Raw genomic sequence first — 17,868 nt, forward strand, 5'->3', positions numbered from 1 at the left:
CCGCAGGCGGGAGAAGGGCGGCGGATCTCCGCCGCGCCCGAGGCGCCATGGATTGCTCCTTCTCCCGTTGAGGGGAGAAGGGCAGCGGGTCCGCCGCATCCGAGGCGCCTTGGATTGCTCCCTTCTCCCGTTGACGGGAGAAGGTGGCGCGCAGCGCCGGATGAGGGGCGTTGGGGCTTTCCTGCAACTTAGCTTAGAAGCCGGGGCACAACGCCTCACCCCGGCAGCAACGAGGGCGCCTTCCTCGCAGGTGGGGCAAGGGCAGCTTGGTCGGCCCTCCTTGCAGCAACGCGAGGGCAGGCGAGCGCAACGCCGCATGACGGGCACCAACCAAACTGTCCTACTGTCACCGCCGCAGCAGGTGACAAGCGCCACCGTTTGCGTTAATGTACTAACACGCTATTACATTAACGCGATGAAACAACGACCAGCCCCCCGCGAAAGTACCGACGTCGCCGCCTCCCTCAAGATGCTGGCCGACGCACTGGCCTGCCTGACCGAGCCCGGCGCGGTCGAAGCCTTCCTGCGCGATCTGTGCACACCCGCCGAACTGGAAGCCATGGGCGACCGCTGGCGGGTGGTGCCCTTGCTGGTCAAGGGCGTGCCGTATCGCGAGATCCACGAGCTGACCCAGGTCAGCGTGACCACCATCGGGCGCGTTGCGCGCACGTTGGAACACGGCGCCGGCGGCTACGCCGAAGCCCTGCGCGAGCAATCGTCGCGCCCTGTCGAATCCCACTGAGAGAACAACATGAGTGCTTCCACGGCAGCACCGGCACGTGACCGGTTGCGTATCGCCATCCAGAAGAGCGGCCGTCTGGCCGAGCCCGCGCGCAGCCTGCTGGCCGCCTGCGGGCTGAGCTGGCGGCAGAGCCGCGACAAGTTGTTCTGCTACGGCGAATCGCTGCCGGTGGACTTGCTGCTGGTGCGCGACGACGACATCCCCGGCCTGATCGCCGATGGCGTCTGCGACCTGGGGATCGTCGGTCAGAACGAGCTGGACGAGCAGGCCTCGGCGCGTCGTCGCGCTGGGTTGCCGGCCGCCTACCACGCGGTGCGCGGCGTCGGTTTCGGCCAGTGCCGGTTGATGCTGGCCGTGCCGGAAGACTGGGAGTGGCAGGGGGTGGCGCAACTGGCGGGCAAGCGCATCGCCACCAGCTACCCGGCGATCCTGGCCGACTGGCTGGAGCGGCAGGGCATCGATGCGGCGGTGGTGGAGCTGTCCGGCTCGGTGGAAATCGCTCCGCGGCTGGGTACCGCCGATCTGATCTGCGATCTGGTCTCCAGTGGCGCCACCCTGGCCGCCAACCAGCTCAAGCCGGTGGAGCTGGTGATGGAAAGCGAGGCGGTACTGGCTGGCGCCGTGCGCGAGCCGGCGGACGCACGCGCAGCGCTGCTGGCGATGCTGCTGCGGCGCATGGACGGCGTGCTCAAGTTGCGCGATAGCAAGTTGCTGATGTTCCGCGCCGAGCAGACCCATGTGGATGCGCTGCGCCGGCTACTGCCCGACGCCGACCCGCTGGTGCAGTTGCCCGACGACGGCAACGGCGCGATGCGGCTGCAGACCATGTGCCACGGCGCGGTGACCTGGCAACGGTTGGAAGAGCTAGAACGCGCAGGTGCGCAAGGCTTGATGGTGTTGACGGTGGAGCGCTCGCTGGCATGAACATTCTCGATTGGTCCCAACTCGACAGCGCCGCGCGCACCGACGCATTGACGCGCCCGGTGCAGACCGTGGCCACACAGACGCGCAACGCGGTGGCTGCACTGATTGCCGATGTGCGCGCACGTGGCGATGCCGCATTGCGTGAGATCACCGCACGTTTCGATGGCGTGTCGCTGCAGAGTTTTATCGTCAGCGAGGCCGAATTCGCCGCTGCCGAGGCCGCGGTTGCCCCCGAACTGCGCCAGGCCATGCAGGACGCGGTGGCGCGGATCGACACCTTCCACCGCGCCGGCATGAGCGCCGGCTACGCCGTGGAAACTGCGCCGGGCGTGGTCTGCGAAAAGATCGTGCGCCCGATCGGGCGGGTCGGGTTGTATGTGCCTGCAGGCAGCGCACCGTTGCCGTCGACGGCGCTGATGCTGGGCGTTCCCGCACGGCTGGCCGGTTGCCGCGAGGTCGTGCTGTGCACGCCGCCGCGCAAGGACGGCAGCGTGGACCCGGCGGTGCTGGTGGCCGCGCAGCTCACCGGCGTGCGCCGCGTGTTCAAGCTGGGCGGTGCGCAGGCGGTCGCGGCGATGGCGTATGGCACCGAGTCGGTGCCGAGCTGCGACAAACTGTTCGGCCCGGGCAACAGCTTTGTCACCGAAGCCAAGCAGCAGGTGGCCCAATCCGGCGCAGCCGCGATCGACATGCCGGCCGGTCCCTCCGAAGTGCTGGTGATTGCCGATGCCGGCGCGCAGCCGGCGTTCGTTGCGGCCGACCTGCTGTCGCAGGCCGAGCACGGCCCGGATTCGCAGGTGTTGCTGCTGTCTGACAGCGACGCTTTGATCGATGCGGTGCAGGTGCAGCTGGATGCGCAACTGGCCCAGCTCTCGCGTGCGGACATCGCACGCCAGGCATTGGCGCAGTCGCGGCTGATCAAGGTGCAGACACTGGACGACGCCTTTGCGATCAGCAACCGCTATGCACCCGAGCACCTGATCCTTGCGCTACGCGAACCGCGCGCATGGCTGGCGCAGGTCGAAGCGGCCGGCTCGGTCTTTCTCGGCGATTACACGCCGGAAGCACTTGGCGACTATTGCAGCGGCACCAACCATGTCTTGCCGACCAGCGGCGCGGCGCGCGCGTACAGCGGTGTCAGCGTTGCCAGCTTCCAGAACATGGTGAGCGTGCAGGCCGCGAGCAAGGCCGGTATCGACGGCATCGGTGAGTGTGCATTGATTCTTGCGCGCGCCGAAGGCCTGGATGCCCATGCCAATGCGGTGGCCCTGCGCATGGGAGTGGCAGCATGAGCACGTCCTCGATCCTGGATCTGGTGCGCGAGGACCTGCGCGCATTTGCCGGGTATTCGTCGGCGCGTACCAGTGCGCTGCAGGGCGATGTCTGGCTCAATGCCAATGAATCGGCCTGGGAGAACCCGGCCGATCCCGGTGGCAGCACGCGACGCTATCCCGACCCGCAACCCAAGGGCCTGCGTGGCGCGCTGGCCGCGCTGTATGGCTGCGCGCCCGAGCAGCTGCTGATTGGCCGTGGCAGCGACGAAGCGATCGATCTGCTGGTGCGCGGCCTGTGCGTGCCGGAGCGCGATGCGGTGGTGGTGACGCCGCCGGTGTTCGGCATGTATGCCGTGTGCGCACGGCTGCAGAACGCGCCCTTGATAGAAGTGCCGCTGGTCGATGGGCCCGACGGTTTCCACGCGGATATCCCGGCAATCATCGAGGCAGCGTTGGCCGCGCGCGCCAAGTTGGTGTTCCTGTGTTCGCCTTCGAACCCGGCCGGTTCGGCGATCAGCCTCGAAGAGATCGAAACCGCCTTGCAGGCATTGCAAGGCAAGGCGCTGGTGGTGGTCGACGAAGCCTACGGCGAGTTCTCCGATCTGCCGTCCGCAGTGAGCCTGCTTGCGCGCTACGACAATCTCGCTGTGCTGCGTACGCTCTCCAAGGCGCACGCGTTGGCGGCGGCGCGTATCGGTACGCTGATCGCCAATGCCGAGTTGATCGCCTTGCTACGCCGCTGCCAGGCGCCGTATCCGGTGCCGACGCCGTGTGCCGCGATGGCCGAGCAGGCCTTGTCTGCACCGGCGCTGGAGGTCACGCGTCGACGCATCGCGGAGGTTCGTACTGAACGCGAGCGCATGCACAAGGCGCTTGCGCAGCTCGCCGGCGTGCGCCAGGTGTACCCCTCGCAGGGCAACTTCCTGCTGGTGCGTTTCGACGATGCCCAAGCCGCATTCCAGGCGCTGCTGGAGGCAGGCGTGGTGGTGCGCGATCAACGCGCAGTGCCGCGGTTGCACGATGCACTGCGTATTACCTTGGGCACGCCGGAACAGAACGTGCGCGTGCTGACGGCACTGCATACCGCGCAGGAGGCTGCCGCATGACCCCGATTCTTTTTGTCGACCGCGACGGCACGCTGATCACCGAGCCGGCCGACTATCAGATCGACGCCTACGAAAAGTTGCGCTTCGTCGACAACGTGATTCCGGCCATGCTCAAGTTACGCGACGCCGGCTATCAGTTTGTCATCGTCACCAATCAGGACGGCCTGGGCAGCGAAAGCTACCCGCGTGCGTCCTTCGACGGCCCGAACAACCTGATGCTGCAGATCTTCGCCAGCCAGGGCATCGAGTTCCGCGACGTGTTGATCGACTGCAGCTGGCCGGCCGACAACGCCCCCACGCGCAAGCCCGGCATCGGCCTAATGGTGCCGTATCTGCAGGACCGCACGATCGACTGGGCACGCTCGGCGATGGTCGGCGACCGCATCACCGACATCCAGTTCGCGCAGAACCTCAATATCCGCGGCTTCCAGCTGCGTACCGACGAATTCGGCGGCGAGTGGGACTGGCCTGGCATCGCCCATGAGCTGGCCGATGCGCCGCGGCGCGCGGTGGTTCAGCGCAACACCAAGGAAACCAAAATCCGCGTCGAGCTGGACCTGGACCGCGTCGCCGAACCGCACACCGCCACCGGCCTGCCGTTCTTCGACCACATGCTGGAGCAGATCGGCAAGCATGGCGGCTTTGCGCTGGATATCCGCGCCGACGGCGACCTGCATATCGACGAGCACCACACCATCGAAGACACCGGCCTGGCATTGGGCCAGGCGCTGCGCGAAGCGCTGGGCAACAAGCGCGGGATCGGCCGGTATGGGTTCGATCCCGCCGAAAGCCCCTGGCTTGCAGCAGGGCCGGACGCGCAGCACGGCTTCACGCTGCCCATGGACGAAACCATCGCCAGCGCCGCGCTCGACTTCAGTGGCCGGCCGTATTTCGTATTCGAAGGCGACTTCAAGCGCGAGCGCGTGGGCGACATGCCCACCGAGCTGGTACCGCATTTCTTCCGCTCCATCTGCGATGCCTCGGGCTTGAATCTGCATCTGAGCGTGCGTGGCGAGAACGATCACCACAAAGTGGAAGCCTGTTTCAAGGCGCTTGCACGCGCATTGCGTCAGGCGATCCGCCGCGAAGGCAACGCGCTGCCGTCCACCAAGGGCGCGCTATGACCGATGTCGCATTGATCGATGCCGGTGGTGCCAATCTGGGTTCGGTGCGTTATGCGCTGGAGCGGCTGGGCGTGGAGGCGCGGCTGGTGCGCGATGCGGCGGGCCTGCAAGGCGCCGAGCGGGTCATCCTGCCGGGCGTGGGCGCCGCGCCGGAAGCGATGAAGCGCCTGCGCGCACAAGGCTTGGTCGAGCCATTGCGGCAGCTGCAGGTGCCCTTGATCGGCATCTGCCTGGGCATGCAGTTGTTGTTCGAGCGCTCCGAAGAAGGCGATGTGGAGTGCCTTGGCCTGGTGCAGGGCATCGTGCGCCATATGACCCCGGCGCTGGGCATCCGTGTCCCGCACATGGGCTGGAACCAGCTGGTGCCAATGCGCGACTCGGCGCTGCTTGCCGGCCTGCCGGAGCGCGCCAGCGCCTATTTTGTGCATGGCTATGCCGCGCCGGTGACGGCCGATACCGTGGCCGCCTGCGATCACGGGGGCCTGTTTACCGCCGTCGTGCAGCAAGGCTTGCGGTGCGGCGCGCAGTTCCATCCCGAGCGCTCGGCCGACACCGGTGCACGCATCCTGCGTAATTTTCTTGAGATGAGTTTCCCATGAGTTTTACCGTCTATCCGGCGCTGGATATCCGCAACGGCCGCGTGGTGCGCTTGCTGCAGGGCGATTACGCACGCGAAACGCAGTACGGCGACGACGTGTTGCCGCGCGCGCAGGCGTTTGCCGATGCCGGCGCGCAGTGGATGCATCTGGTCGATCTGGATGCCGCCAAGGCCGGCGGCTACACCCTGGCAGCAACCCTGGGCGAGATCGCGCGCCAGACCGGCCTGCAGGTGCAGACCGGCGGCGGCGTCCGTTCACGTGACGATGTGGCACGCATCCTCGATGCCGGCGCGGCGCGCGTGGTCATCGGCTCGCTGGCGGTGCGCGAGAGCGACACCGTGATCGGCTGGCTGCAGGAGTTCGGCGCCGACCGGTTGACCATTGCGCTGGATACGCGCCAGGACGCGCACGGCGTGTGGCAGCTGCCGGTACATGGCTGGACCGAAGCGGCCGACGCCACGCTGGATCACCTGGCGGTACGTTACGCGCAGGCCGGCCTGCAGCACCTGCTGTGCACCGACATCGCGCGAGACGGCATGTTGTCCGGCCCCAACATGGCGCTGTACGCGCACCTGCGCGGGCTGGTACCGCAGCTGCAGGTGCAGGTGTCCGGCGGTGCACGCCATCTGGCCGACGTGGTCGCTGCCAAGGCATCCGGGTGCGCCGGCATCGTGCTGGGCAAGGCCTTGCTTGAAGGGCATCTGGATCTCAACGAGGCATTGGCATGCTGAGCCGCCGCATCATTCCATGCCTGGACGTGCGCGAGGGCCGCGTGGTCAAGGGCGTCAAGTTCCGCGACCATATCGACATGGGCGACATCGTCGAGCTGGCCCTGCGCTATCGCGCACAGGGCGCCGATGAGCTGGTGTTCTACGACATCGGTGCCAGCCCGGAAGGCCGCTCGGTCGACTACACCTGGGTCGAGCGCGTGGCGCGGCTGATCGATATCCCGTTCTGCGTTGCTGGCGGCATTCGTGATGTGGAAACGGCGCGTGCGGTGCTGCACGCCGGGGCCGACAAGATTTCCATCAACTCGCCGGCACTCGGGCGCCCGCAGCTGATCTCCGAACTGGCCGACGCCTTTGGCGTGCAGTGCGTGGTGGTGGGCATCGACTCCATTCGCGAGGAAGACGGCCAATGGCGGGTGCGTCGCTATACCGGCGACCCGAGCAAGACGCAGGCCTTGCCCATGCGCACGCTGGACTGGGTTGCCGAAGCGCAGCGCCTGGGCGCCGGTGAGATCGTGCTCAACTGCATGGACAACGACGGCGTGCGGCGCGGCTACGACCTTGCCCAGCTGCGTCAGGTGCGTGCGCTCTGCCGGGTGCCGTTGATCGCCTCCGGCGGCGCCGGCGAGATGCAGCATTTTGCCGACGTCTTCGACCAGGCCGATGTGGACGGCGCGCTGGCCGCCAGCGTGTTCCATAGCGGGGCCATTCCCATTCCGGAGCTCAAGCAGTTCCTGCGCGCGCAACAGATCGAGGTACGTGATGGACAGTGACACCGTGGCAACCGGCGACGCCTTGCAGGCGCTGGACTGGAGCAAGGGCGACGGGCTGTTGCCGGTCGTCGTGCAGGACGCCGACAACCTGCGTGTGCTGATGCTGGGCTACATGAATGCCGAAGCGCTGGCGGTGACGCAGCAGCGTGGCGAAGTGACCTTTTTCAGCCGCAGCAAGCAACGGCTGTGGACCAAGGGCGAGAGCTCGGGCAATGTGCTGCGCGTGGTGACCATCGAAGCCGATTGCGACGCCGACACCTTGCTGGTGCTGGCCCGTCCGCACGGGCCGACCTGTCACCTGGGCCGTACCAGCTGCTTCCCGAATGCGCCGGGGCAATTTCTGGGCAGCCTGGATGCGCTGATTGCCACGCGCGAGCACGAGCGCCCGCATGGCAGTTACACCACCAAGCTGTTCGAGCAGGGCATCCGCCGCATCGCGCAGAAGGTGGGCGAGGAGGGTGTGGAAACCGCATTGGCAGGCGTGGTGCAGGGCGATGCCGAACTGCTCGGCGAATCGGCCGACCTGCTGTATCACCTGATCGTGCTGCTCCGCGCGCGTGGGCTGGGCCTGAGCGACGCGGTGGCACTGCTGGAGTCGCGGCACAACTAACACGCCGCCGTAGGAGCGCACCCGGGCGCGACGGGGCTTTACCAGCAAGGCCAGTCGCGCCCGGGTGCGCTCCTACGGTGCGTTGCAGGACGCGCGATTTTCCGGGCCTGCACCGCGCGCGGCGGGCCGGCGGGTACAATTTCCGCCGGTCTTGCCGCGGTACACCACATGCAGCTTCGCTTCGCTCTATTGGCCCTGGGGTTGCTTGGGGGCAGCGCGTACGCACGCGACGTCATGATCGATGGCACCGTCTACGAAGAGCGCGACGGGCGTGCCGGCCGCAGTGCGGATGAGCCGGGTCTTGCCGGTATTGCGGTGTCCAACGGTGAGCAGATCGTGCGCACCGATGCACAGGGGCGCTACCGCCTGCCGGTGCGCGATGGCCAGACGGTGTTCGTGATCAAGCCGGGCGATCGCCGCTTTGTTCCTGCCGCCGACGGGCTGCCCGGGTTCTGGCGCCACTATGCGCCGCTCGGTTCGGTGACCCACAAGTATCAGGGCATCACATCCACCGGCAGCTCCACGCAGGGCTGGGATTTCGCACTGACGCCGCGTGCGGACGCTGGCGGCAACGGTTTCGACATGCTGGTGTTCGCCGACAGCCAGACCGCCAGCCTCACCGATGTGGGCTATTACCAGCGCGATATCGTGGCACCGCTGGTCGGCAAGACGTCCGCGCGCCTGGGGACCACGCTCGGCGACATCGTCAACGACGATCTGAGCCTGTATCCGGCCCTGAACAAGGTCACGACCCAACTGGGCGTGCCATGGTTCCATGTGCCCGGCAATCACGACCTCAACATCGATGCCGGCGACGATCTGCAGTCGCTGGACAGCTGGCGCGCGGTCTATGGCCCGGACACGTATGCGGTGGAAGAAGCCAATGCGAGCTTCGTGTTTCTGGACGACGTGATCTACATCCCCGGCGGCAAGCCGGCGTATGTCGGCGGCCTGCGCGAGGATCAGTTCGTGTTCCTGCAGCACTACCTGGCGCAGGTGCCGCGCGGGCGGCTGCTGGTGCTCGGCATGCATATCCCGCTGTTCGATGCGGCGCCGGGGCAGGAGACCTTCCGGCATGCCGATCGCAGCCGTCTGTTCGCGCTGCTGAAGGATTTCCCGCATGTGCTGGTGCTCAGTGCGCACAGCCACACCCAGCGGCAGATCGATCACGGCGCCAACGAAGGCTGGCACGGCGAACGCCCGCTCCACGAATACAACGTGGGTGCAGCCTGCGGTGCGTTCTGGTCGGGGGTCAAGGACGCCGACGGCATCCCCGATGCGACCATGAGCGACGGCACGCCCAACGGCTACGCGGTGCTGAACGTGGCGCCGGATGGCAACTACACCCTGGCCTACCACGCGGCACGCGCAGTCGACGACGCGCAACTGCTGCTGCATGCGCCCAAGGTGCTGCGACAGGGCGCATATCCGGCCTGGGGCATCTACGCCAATGTGTTCATGGGGCAGGACGATACCCGCGTGGAGATGCGCATCGACAACGGCGCATGGCAATCGATGAAACGACAGGAGCGCGCCGACCCCCGGCTGCTGGCCGAAAACGTGCGCGACGATAGCGCTGACCGGCTACGTGGGTACGACCGCTCACCGGAAGCGACGCCCTCCACACATCTGTGGCGCGGCGTGTTGCCGACCACCCTGGAGTTGGGCGAGCACCGCGTGGACGTGCGCGCGCACCTGCCCACCGGGCAGTACAGCGCCCACACGGTCTATCGCCTGCAACGCGCCGATCCGTAAATGCCGGCGCGGTGGGCTGGCGCACGGATGTGCGTTGGTTCGTGGTCACGCGTGCGGCCGATCGAGGGCCCGCACGTGACACCGTAAGGTCGGGTGCGTGCGTTGCACCGTGCGGACCGGTCAGGCAGCGCGGTGAGGCCTGTGTTGCCGGCCGCGCGAAAGTGATGACGCCGCGCTCCGTTGGCCGCGCGCCTCGCAACAAGGCTGCTGGCCGCGCGCATGCGCCTGCGCAGCCAACGGGCAAGCGCCACCCCGATGGCAGAAACACAAACGCCTCCACAAGGGAGGCGTCTCAGGACCCGGGCTGGCAGGCGTCGGCGCGCTGGCGGGGATCTGTGCTGGCTGGCAGAAGCTGGCTGGCCCGGCGAGTGTAGCGAGGCCCTGGAATTGCTGACGAAATGAGAATTAGTCTCAGTTTTTCGTGGCCGAAGGTGGCGATGGGGCCGTTGGAGCAGACGTCGGCGGGTTCGTCCCCTTGCCGGCGTTGCTGCTGGCGTCCGGGCTGCCGCCGCTGCCCGGGTCACCGTCCTTGGCCGGCTCGGCGTCGGCATCCGGATCGATGTCGACCGGCGGATACGGATAGGCGAGGGCAGGCCCAAGTCGCAACCCTGCACGCCAGTGCGCCAACACCGGTGCGATGCGCTTGCCGAGCGATTGCTGCGGCAACGAGGGCAATTCGCCGTCCTGTTTTTCGCGCGCGGTGATGGCATCCCTGGCCATGTCGAAGGCCGCAAGCGGGTCGTCGCTGCGGTTCATCGCATCGATCAGCCAGGCCTGGCCGAAGTAGGTGGCGTTGGACGTATTGCCGCAGCCGAAGGACGGCCGATCCGCCCGCGCGGCGGTCAGGATCACGGTGTCCGGCGAACGCAGCGCCGGGATGAACCCGCCCGAATAACAGGCCGACAGCACGATGATGCGGTTGCCGATGCCAGCATCGTCCAGCGCGGTGCGCAGATCCTGCGGGCTGATGAAGTCTTCTTCGTTCTGGTCCACCTGCACGTACAGCGTGTGGTCTTCGGTGCCGTGCGTGGTCACGAACAGCAGCAGGGCATCTTCCTTGCGGTCCATGCGCTTGCCGATCGCGGCCAGCGTGTCGTAGAGATTGTCGTAGGTCGCCAGTGGCGCATACGGATGCTCGCCCAGGTTGTCCGGGTTGTTGACCAGCGTGACCACGCGGCCGCGTGCGTCGAAGCGTTGCTCGAACAGTTGCTTGAGGTAGAGCGCTTCGTTGCGGAAGACATCGTCGCTGGCATCGCCGGCAAAGCCAACCACGTACAAATCGGTCACGCCTGGGCGCTGCGGCTGCACCGCCGCCAGCGCTTTTGCAAGTGCGGCTTGGTCGATCGGGTCCGCCTCGGCTGCCGCTTGCGCGGCCGCGGGCGGCAAGGCCGCGCCGGCATCGGGGTGGCACCCGGCCACCAGGACGGCCATGGCCAGCAGTGCCAAGATCCGACGGGGCAAGCGGTGCGCCGTCGGCAGGGAATGGACTCTCAAAAACAACGCCGATGCCTCTCGAAGACGGATGGACACAGCGCTCGACCAAGGCGTCTTGTCGCGCAATTGCTGCGTCAAGCGGAATCGACCTTGCGCACGCCGGCTGCGTTGCGAGCAGCCGGTGTGCGCAATGACGCCACGTTTCAGAACACCAGCTGCGAGAAGCTCTCCACGCGCTGGTGGCTGCCGACATCGTCGGCCGAGCGCGGCGTGGGGTAGTCCTCCAGGCGGTCCAGCAACGCGGTGCGCATGCCGGCGCGCTTGGCCGCGTCGAGTTCTTCGATCACATCCGACAGGAACAGGATCTCCGGCCCCGGCACGCCGATGCGCTCGGCAATCCGGCGGTAGCTGGCGCTCTCGCGCTTGGGCCCTACCTCGGTGTCGAACCAGTCGGTGATCAGGCCGCTCAGATCGCCGGCGTCGCTGTGCGCGAAGAACAGCTTCTGCGCCGGCACCGAGCCGGACGAATACACGTACAGCGGGATGCCCTGCGCATGCCAGGCCTGCAGCTGGATCGCCGCATCGGCGTAGATGTGCGCGGTGAAATCGGCAGTCTTGTAGCCATCGCCCCAGATCAGCCCCTGCAGGGCCTTGAGCGCGGTGTGCTTGCGGTCCTCGTCGATCCAGGTCTGCAACGTGGTGATCAGCACGTCGTCCGGCACGTCCTCGCCGATTTCGTCGGCCACCTGGTTGAGCCAGTGGCGCACCTGCGGATGATTGCCGTGCTCGCGTACATACGCGGGCATGGCGCGGCGTGCATACGGAAACAGCACGTCCTTGACGAACGAGATGCTGCTGGTCGTACCTTCGATATCGGTGAGGATCGCGTGCGGTCGTGTCATCGTCAGCTGGCCTTGTGAGGTTTCTCGGGGGCGTAGCGGGGGAATTGTTTGGCGATTTCGGTGCCGGTGAAGTGGCCGACCCAGCCATCCGGCTCGGTGAAGAAGCGGATCGCCACGAAGTGCGGCTCCGGCCCCATGTCGAACCAGTGCAGGGTGCTGTCGGGCACGGCGATCAGATCGTCCTTGACGCACTCGATCTCGTAGACCTTGTCGTCCACGTGCAGCGTGAACAGGCCCGAGCCGGCGACGAAGAAGCGCACCTCGTCTTCCTTGTGGAAGTGCTCGTCCAGGAACTTGGCGCGCATTTCCTCGCGCTTGGGGTTGTCCGGCGCGATGCTCACCACGTCCACGGTCTTGAAGCCGCGCTCGGCACTGATGCGGTCGATGTCGGCGCGATAGGCCGCCATCACCTGCTCGGGCGTGGCGCCCGGTTCCACCGGTTCGCTGGCGTGCCAGCGCTCGAAGGTGACGCCGATCTTGACCAGCTCGGCGGCGATCGCATCGCCGTCGCGGCTGTCGAATTCCGGGGTGGTCGGGTTGGTGTCGGCGAAGATACGCAGTCGGCTCATGGCGGTCTGGCTCACGAATGGGGGACGGACGATGATCAGCGCGGGCCGCGCAGTTTCAGCAGTTCGAGCTCGCAATGCAGCAGGAATTCGAACGCCTCCAGATGACGACGTGCCTCGGCCATGTTGCGGCCCCAGGCATACAACCCGTGTCCTTCGATGAGATACCCCCACATACTCTGTTTGTCCAGCAGGGCCTCGACCTGCGCGGCCAGCACCTGCATGTCCTGGGTATTGGCAAATACCGGCACCTCCACCGCGGTCTCGTGGGTGGTGTTGCCGTCGAAGGCCTTGAGCAGCTCGTAGCCTTCCAGCCGGATCACGCCGGGGCCTGCATACAGGCGCGAGGCGATCGTCTGCACCGGCGAATGCGTGTGCAGCACGCAGCCGATCTCCGGAAACCGGCGATACAACTGGGTGTGCAGCAGGGTTTCCGCGGAGGGTCGCAGCGGACGGCCAACGGCCTGGCCATCGAAGTCCACCACCATGATGTCTTCCTCGACCAGGCGGCCCTTGTCGCGGCCGGACACGGTGATGGCGGCGTGCTGCTCGTCCAGGCGATGGGAGAAGTTGCTGCTGGTGGCGGGCGTCCAGCCGGCCTGGGCCAGCTCGCGGATATTGCCGATCAACAACTGCGCCAGCTCGTGCAGGCGGGCGGCGCTATAGGGCAGGGGGGCAGTGGTCGCATTCATGCGGCTATTCTACTGCCCCACCGGATTACGGTCAGGTGCAGCGCAGCAGGGGGTGTTGCTGCCACGCCCGGGTCGCGAGTGGCTGACAAACGGTGAAGCGCGCGCGTCAGACGGTGAACGCAGTGGTTTTTTGTTAGCCGCCTCTTGTCGGAGGCGGTCAGAGGGCGAGGTGAAACGCTTTAGTCGGTCGAGGGCGCGGTGTCCTCACCGCTTGCGGGACACGCCTTGAACCCGTCCCTGGGGGCTCGGTGGCGGCATCCATGCCGCCACACGGTCCCGCAACCGGCAAGGACACCGCACCAGACAGTTGGCCGGCTGTTTTTTTGAAAACATATTGCTCGGCTTGCGGCGCGCAGGCTGGACGTTTCTAGTCTGGTCTTCCGCTCGGCTTGCGATGGAAAGTGGTGAGAGGTTGAGCGGACGCCCAGTGATCCAACCAGAGCACGTCATGCACTGCTTGCAAACACACACGCCGACCATCTCGACAGGTCCTTGCCCGCCCACCGTCGCGGGACCTTACGCGGCATGGATGCCGCGTAAGAGCCTCCATGGACGGATTCACGGCGTGTCCCCGCGATGGTGGGCGGGCAAGGGCCCTGCAGCCAAGCAGCAGACCAGCGGATCAGGGCCTTACAGCCAAGTTGCAGATCAGCAGAATAGGGGCCTGCAACCAGGTCACAGATCAGCCGCCCAGGAGCCGAATACCTGGCACCCGCTCTGCCATACATCGGCGGGCGGTCGCTCGTCAGTGGCTGCTGGCGCGCGCGCTCAGCGGCCGTCGCGCAGGCGACTGTGACGGTAGCCGTAGCCGAAGTAGACCACCAGCCCGACCAGCGTCCACAGGCCCATCAGCATCCAGTTGTGCAGCGTCATCGCCGACAGCAGCGCAAGGCAGCTCAGCACGCCGGCACTGCAGATCAGCCACGCCGCCGGCATGCGGAACGGGCGCGGCAGTTCCGGGTGGGTGCGGCGCAGGATCAGCACGCCGGCGCAGACCGCGGCAAAGGCGATCAGCGTGCCCATCGAGGTCAGCTCGCCCAGCACGTCCAGCGGGAACACGGCCGCCAGCACGGCGATGCCGACACCGGTGATGATGGTGTTGATATGCGGGGTGCGGTACTTGGGATGGATACGGGTGAAGATGGACGGCAACAATCCGTCGCGCGCGATGATCATGAAGATGCGCGGCTGCCCGATGATCATCACCAGCACCACCGAGGACAGCCCGATCAACGCGCCTACTTCGACCACCACGCGCAACCAGGCCAGCTGCGGATGCGCTGCTACTGCGGTCACCACCGGCTCGTCGGTGCCGAGCAGCGTATAGGGCACCAGACCGGTCATCACCGCCGCCATGGCGATGTAGAGCACGGTGCAGATCAGCAGCGACAGCATCATGCCGATCGGCAGGTCGCGTTGCGGCCGGTGCGATTCCTGCGCGGCCACCGACACCGCTTCGAAACCGATATAGGCGAAGAACACCATCGCCGCACCGCGCAGCACGCCTTCCATGCCGTACTTGCCCGGGCCTTCGTTGGCCGGGATGAAGGGATGCCAGTTGGCGGTATCGACGTACTTCCAGCCCACTGCGATGACCAGGATGATCAGGCCGGTCTTGAGGATGACCATCGCCATGTTCATTGCCGACGACTTGCGGATGCCCACGTAGCACAGCCAGGTCAGCAACAGCACGATGCCGGCGGCCGGCAGGTTGGCGATCGCACCGGTGGGCTGCAGCTTGCCGTCCAGCGGTGCACTGACCAGCGCGGCTGGCAGGTGGATGTCGAAGTGTTCGAGCAGGCTGAGGAAATAGCCGGTCCAGCTGACCGCCACTGCCGAGGCGGATACGCCATATTCCAGTACCAGCATCCAGCCGATGAACCACGCCGCCAGCTCGCCGAAGGTGGCGTAGGTGTAGGTGTAGGCGCTGCCGGACACCGGCACCATCGCTGCGAATTCGGCATAGGCCATGGCACAGAACGCGCAGCAGATCGCCGCCAGCACGAACGACAGCACGATCGCCGGGCCTGCATGGTCGGCCGCAGCCTGGCCGGTGATGACGAAGATGCCGCCGCCGATCACCGCGCCGATCCCGAGTGCGGTCAGCCCCCAGGGGCCGAGCGCGCGTTGCAGGCCCAGCCCGTCGGCCGCCTCATGGCTGGCGTGCGGGTGTTTGGTGGCCCAAAGTTGTTTGAACATGCAGCAGTTCCGGCTTGGCGCTGAGCGCGATCATTGAACGAGAAGACCGGCGCTGTGCGCCGGTCTTGAGAGAGCGTCAGGCCCGCTTGGCCAGACGACTGTTGTGGATGCCGTAGCCGAAATAGATACACAGGCCGATCACGGTCCAGCCCACGAACACCTTCCAGTGCTCCTGGAAGGCCTGGAAGAACAGGAACAGACAGGCCAGCGCCCCCAGCGGGCAGATCACCATCGCCAGCGGCACCCGGAACGGGCGCGGCAACTCAGGCTTGGTGAAGCGCAGCACCATCACCCCGGCGCACACCGTGGCAAAGGCGAGCAGGGTGCCCATCGAGACCAATTCGCCCAGTACGTTCAACGGGATCACGCCGGCCAGCAGCGCAGCGACCACACCAACAAAGAGCGTGCCGACGTAGGGCGTGTGGAATTTGGGGTGCACCTTGCCGAACAGCTTGGGCATCAGCCCATCCTTGGCCATGGTGTAGAAGATGCGCGGCTGCGCCATCAGCATCACCAGCACCACCGAGGACAGGCCGGCGATCGCGCCAATCTCCACCGCGGTCTTGAGCCAGGTCAGCTGTGGGTGCGCCTCCAGCGCGGTGGCCACCGGCTTGGCGGTACCCAACTGTGTGTACGGCAGCAGGCCTGTCAGCACCGCACAGACGATGATGTAGATGACGGTACAGATCGCCAGCGACACCAGAATGCCGATCGGCATGTTCTTTTGCGGGTCCTTGGTTTCGCCGGCAGAGGTGGAGACCGCATCGAAGCCAATGTAGGAGAAGAACACGATCGACGCCGCGCGGAACACGCCGTCCCAACCGAACTTGCCCGGACCGGCGTTTTCGGGGATGAAGGGATGCCAGTTGGCGGGGTCGATGTAGGCGATGCCGAAGCCGACGAACAGGCAGATCACCACCACCTTGATCGCCACCACGATCGCATTGGCGAATGCGGACTGGGTGACGCCGACATAGCACAGCATGCTCACCGCAGCGACGATCAGCACTGCCGGCAGGTTGACGATATTGCCGGAACTGACAAAGCCGTGGCCGTCCCAGGCCAGTGGCGCACCCGCCAGTTCCGCAGGGAACGGCAGGCCGAGCGTGCCGGTCAGGAAGCTGATCAGGTAGGCGGACCAACCGACCGCGACGCTGGAGCCGGCAAACAAATACTCCAGCACCAGGCACCAGCCGATGAACCAGGCGATGCCCTCGCCGAGCGTGGCATATGAATACGAGTAGGCGCTGCCGGAGACCGGCATCATCGCCGCGAACTCGGCGTAGCACAGCCCGGCGAATGCGCAGGCGATGCCCGCAAACACGAATGACAGCATCACTGCCGGGCCGGCGTGATTGGCCGCCGCCTGGCCGGTCAGCACGAAGATACCGGCACCGATGACCGCGCCGATGCCGAGCATGATCAGGTGCTTGGCGGTGAGGGTCCGCTGCAGCGTGGCTTCGCCTTGCAGGCTGCCTTCGACCGGTTCGCCCGCATCGACGCGTCCGGCGGGCTCGATCGGTTTGACCCTCAACAGAGATTTCAGCATTCGGTACGTCCCTAAGTGGCAAAGCGAAGGCGCACGCGCCCGGGCGAGGTGTGTGCCGCCCCCGGGGGACAGGCAAGCGGCCTACCTTGCCAAAGCTGCACGCTCACGACAAGCACGTACGCAGCATGAATGGCGATAATGGCCGCTTGGCCGACGGGCGACCGGGAACGAGAGATGGTGGATGCAACCTTGCGGCAGCAACTGGCTGCCTACCGCGCACGCTGGCCGGACGAGGCCGTTGTGGCCGACCAGTTTGCGCAGCTGCTGGACGATGCCACCGATCCGTTCGTGCGCGAACGTGTCGAAGGTCATTTCACCGGCTCGGCCTGGGTGGTCAGCGCCGATGGCAGCCGCACCCTGCTGACCCACCACCGCAAGCTGCAGCGTTGGCTGCAGCTGGGCGGGCACGCCGACGGCGACCGCGATCTGGCCCAGGTGGCGCTGCGCGAGGCGGAGGAAGAATCCGGGCTCAGCGGTTTGCGGCTGGCGGACACGGCGCTGTTCGATCTGGACCGTCACTGGATCCCGGCACGCGGCGAGGTGGCCGGGCATTGGCACTTTGATGCGCGTTACGTGGTGATGGCCGGTGCGGACGAGGCGTTCGAAGTCAGCGAAGAATCGCTGGCACTGGCGTGGCGCCCGATCGTCGAGCTGCTTGCAGAACCGGAGCTGGATCCGTCGCTGCGGCGCATGGCCGAGAAGTGGATGGCCCGAGGCGTGTGATGGGTGCTGAGGGTGTGCACCCTCATCCGCCCTGCGGGCACCTTCTCCCGCAAGCGGGAGAAGGGAGCAAGCGGGAGACCGATGGCCTGCACTTTCTTCTCCCGCTTGCGGGAGACGGGGGCAAGCGGGAGACCGATGACCTGCACTTTCTTCACCCGCTTGCAGGAG

Annotated in this window: 17 protein-coding genes; 11 read left to right on the forward strand and 6 right to left on the reverse strand. The window is 66.4% G+C overall.

The genetic code is table 11. From position 1 onward, the window contains the following. Positions 1–415 precede the first annotated feature (415 nt). The 10 genes from RZV17_RS09230 (at position 416) to RZV17_RS09275 (ending at position 9,635) form a co-directional block, all read left to right on the forward strand. Positions 416–742 carry a YerC/YecD family TrpR-related protein gene (locus RZV17_RS09230; protein ID WP_047696305.1) on the forward strand — a complete coding sequence of 109 codons (327 nt, stop codon included), beginning with the start codon at positions 416–418 and terminating at the stop codon, positions 740–742. 9 nt (positions 743–751) lie between these two features. Continuing rightward, positions 752–1,666, forward strand: a complete 915-nt coding sequence (hisG, locus tag RZV17_RS09235; protein WP_039410221.1) for an ATP phosphoribosyltransferase — start codon at positions 752–754, stop codon at positions 1,664–1,666. Continuing rightward, complete coding sequence (hisD, locus tag RZV17_RS09240; RefSeq protein WP_184370482.1) at positions 1,663–2,958, forward strand: histidinol dehydrogenase; 1,296 nt, start codon at positions 1,663–1,665, stop codon at positions 2,956–2,958. The genes hisG and hisD overlap by 4 nt, the downstream gene beginning before the upstream one ends. Further along, positions 2,955–4,046 (forward strand): histidinol-phosphate transaminase, encoded by a 1,092-nt coding sequence (hisC, locus tag RZV17_RS09245; protein WP_355608809.1) that lies wholly within the window; start codon positions 2,955–2,957, stop codon positions 4,044–4,046. Before hisD ends, hisC begins: the two co-directional genes overlap by 4 nt. Next, the gene (gene hisB, locus RZV17_RS09250) at positions 4,043–5,170 is read left to right on the forward strand and encodes a bifunctional histidinol-phosphatase/imidazoleglycerol-phosphate dehydratase HisB (protein WP_355608812.1); all 1,128 of its coding nucleotides are present in this window, start codon (positions 4,043–4,045) and stop codon (positions 5,168–5,170) included. Before hisC ends, hisB begins: the two co-directional genes overlap by 4 nt. Then, positions 5,167–5,769: an imidazole glycerol phosphate synthase subunit HisH gene (hisH, locus tag RZV17_RS09255; protein WP_355608814.1), complete on the forward strand. Its 603-nt coding sequence runs from the start codon at positions 5,167–5,169 to the stop codon at positions 5,767–5,769. The genes hisB and hisH overlap by 4 nt, the downstream gene beginning before the upstream one ends. Beyond that, positions 5,766–6,500 carry a 1-(5-phosphoribosyl)-5-[(5-phosphoribosylamino)methylideneamino]imidazole-4-carboxamide isomerase gene (gene hisA, locus RZV17_RS09260; protein ID WP_047696296.1) on the forward strand — a complete coding sequence of 245 codons (735 nt, stop codon included), beginning with the start codon at positions 5,766–5,768 and terminating at the stop codon, positions 6,498–6,500. Before hisH ends, hisA begins: the two co-directional genes overlap by 4 nt. Beyond that, positions 6,494–7,270 carry an imidazole glycerol phosphate synthase subunit HisF gene (gene hisF, locus RZV17_RS09265; RefSeq protein ID WP_355608817.1) on the forward strand — a complete coding sequence of 259 codons (777 nt, stop codon included), beginning with the start codon at positions 6,494–6,496 and terminating at the stop codon, positions 7,268–7,270. Before hisA ends, hisF begins: the two co-directional genes overlap by 7 nt. Continuing rightward, positions 7,260–7,880 (forward strand): bifunctional phosphoribosyl-AMP cyclohydrolase/phosphoribosyl-ATP diphosphatase HisIE, encoded by a 621-nt coding sequence (hisIE, locus tag RZV17_RS09270; RefSeq protein WP_047696293.1) that lies wholly within the window; start codon positions 7,260–7,262, stop codon positions 7,878–7,880. Before hisF ends, hisIE begins: the two co-directional genes overlap by 11 nt. 168 nt (positions 7,881–8,048) lie before the next feature. Continuing rightward, positions 8,049–9,635 (forward strand): calcineurin-like phosphoesterase family protein, encoded by a 1,587-nt coding sequence (locus RZV17_RS09275; protein ID WP_355608821.1) that lies wholly within the window; start codon positions 8,049–8,051, stop codon positions 9,633–9,635. A 411-nt stretch (positions 9,636–10,046) separates the two neighbouring features. Here RZV17_RS09275 and RZV17_RS09280 read toward each other — a convergent pair whose 3' ends face one another. The 6 genes from RZV17_RS09280 to RZV17_RS09305 form a co-directional block, all read right to left on the reverse strand. Then, positions 10,047–11,066 (reverse strand): C13 family peptidase, encoded by a 1,020-nt coding sequence (locus tag RZV17_RS09280; protein ID WP_355609284.1) that lies wholly within the window; start codon positions 11,064–11,066, stop codon positions 10,047–10,049. A 206-nt stretch (positions 11,067–11,272) separates the two neighbouring features. Next, positions 11,273–11,971, reverse strand: a complete 699-nt coding sequence (gene mtnC / locus RZV17_RS09285; protein ID WP_039410249.1) for an acireductone synthase — start codon at positions 11,969–11,971, stop codon at positions 11,273–11,275. Positions 11,972–11,973: 2 nt separating this feature from the next. After that, entirely contained in the window at positions 11,974–12,540 is a 567-nt protein-coding gene (locus RZV17_RS09290) for an acireductone dioxygenase (RefSeq protein WP_039410252.1), read from the reverse strand. Between the two features lie 35 nt (positions 12,541–12,575). Beyond that, positions 12,576–13,229 (reverse strand): methylthioribulose 1-phosphate dehydratase, encoded by a 654-nt coding sequence (locus tag RZV17_RS09295; protein WP_039410254.1) that lies wholly within the window; start codon positions 13,227–13,229, stop codon positions 12,576–12,578. 768 nt (positions 13,230–13,997) lie between these two features. Then, entirely contained in the window at positions 13,998–15,428 is a 1,431-nt protein-coding gene (locus tag RZV17_RS09300; RefSeq protein ID WP_039410257.1) for an amino acid permease, read from the reverse strand. A gap of 76 nt (positions 15,429–15,504) precedes the next feature. Continuing rightward, complete coding sequence (locus RZV17_RS09305) at positions 15,505–16,977, reverse strand: amino acid permease (protein WP_047696287.1); 1,473 nt, start codon at positions 16,975–16,977, stop codon at positions 15,505–15,507. 138 nt (positions 16,978–17,115) lie between these two features. Between RZV17_RS09305 and RZV17_RS09310 the strand changes: the two genes are divergently transcribed. Beyond that, positions 17,116–17,700, forward strand: a complete 585-nt coding sequence (locus RZV17_RS09310; RefSeq protein ID WP_184557415.1) for an NUDIX hydrolase — start codon at positions 17,116–17,118, stop codon at positions 17,698–17,700. The last annotated feature ends 168 nt before the right edge of the window (positions 17,701–17,868 follow it).

The organism is Xanthomonas cannabis, assembly GCF_040616535.1.
Classification (GTDB): Bacteria; Pseudomonadota; Gammaproteobacteria; order Xanthomonadales; family Xanthomonadaceae; genus Xanthomonas; species Xanthomonas cannabis.

Bases quoted from the DNA above. Each gene is read 5' to 3' on its own strand.
- RZV17_RS09230 (WP_047696305.1), top strand. From the start codon at position 416: ATGAAACAACGACCAGCCCCCCGCGAAAGTACCGACGTCGCCGCCTCC.
- hisG (WP_039410221.1), top strand. From the start codon at position 752: ATGAGTGCTTCCACGGCAGCACCGGCACGTGACCGGTTGCGTATCGCC.
- hisD (WP_184370482.1), top strand. From the start codon at position 1,663: ATGAACATTCTCGATTGGTCCCAACTCGACAGCGCCGCGCGCACCGAC.
- hisC (WP_355608809.1), top strand. From the start codon at position 2,955: ATGAGCACGTCCTCGATCCTGGATCTGGTGCGCGAGGACCTGCGCGCA.
- hisB (WP_355608812.1), top strand. From the start codon at position 4,043: ATGACCCCGATTCTTTTTGTCGACCGCGACGGCACGCTGATCACCGAG.
- hisH (WP_355608814.1), top strand. From the start codon at position 5,167: ATGACCGATGTCGCATTGATCGATGCCGGTGGTGCCAATCTGGGTTCG.
- hisA (WP_047696296.1), top strand. From the start codon at position 5,766: ATGAGTTTTACCGTCTATCCGGCGCTGGATATCCGCAACGGCCGCGTG.
- hisF (WP_355608817.1), top strand. From the start codon at position 6,494: ATGCTGAGCCGCCGCATCATTCCATGCCTGGACGTGCGCGAGGGCCGC.
- hisIE (WP_047696293.1), top strand. From the start codon at position 7,260: ATGGACAGTGACACCGTGGCAACCGGCGACGCCTTGCAGGCGCTGGAC.
- RZV17_RS09275 (WP_355608821.1), top strand. From the start codon at position 8,049: ATGCAGCTTCGCTTCGCTCTATTGGCCCTGGGGTTGCTTGGGGGCAGC.
- RZV17_RS09280 (WP_355609284.1), bottom strand. From the start codon at position 11,066: ATGGCCGTCCTGGTGGCCGGGTGCCACCCCGATGCCGGCGCGGCCTTG.
- mtnC (WP_039410249.1), bottom strand. From the start codon at position 11,971: ATGACACGACCGCACGCGATCCTCACCGATATCGAAGGTACGACCAGC.
- RZV17_RS09290 (WP_039410252.1), bottom strand. From the start codon at position 12,540: ATGAGCCGACTGCGTATCTTCGCCGACACCAACCCGACCACCCCGGAA.
- RZV17_RS09295 (WP_039410254.1), bottom strand. From the start codon at position 13,229: ATGAATGCGACCACTGCCCCCCTGCCCTATAGCGCCGCCCGCCTGCAC.
- RZV17_RS09300 (WP_039410257.1), bottom strand. From the start codon at position 15,428: ATGTTCAAACAACTTTGGGCCACCAAACACCCGCACGCCAGCCATGAG.
- RZV17_RS09305 (WP_047696287.1), bottom strand. From the start codon at position 16,977: ATGCTGAAATCTCTGTTGAGGGTCAAACCGATCGAGCCCGCCGGACGC.
- RZV17_RS09310 (WP_184557415.1), top strand. From the start codon at position 17,116: ATGGCCGCTTGGCCGACGGGCGACCGGGAACGAGAGATGGTGGATGCA.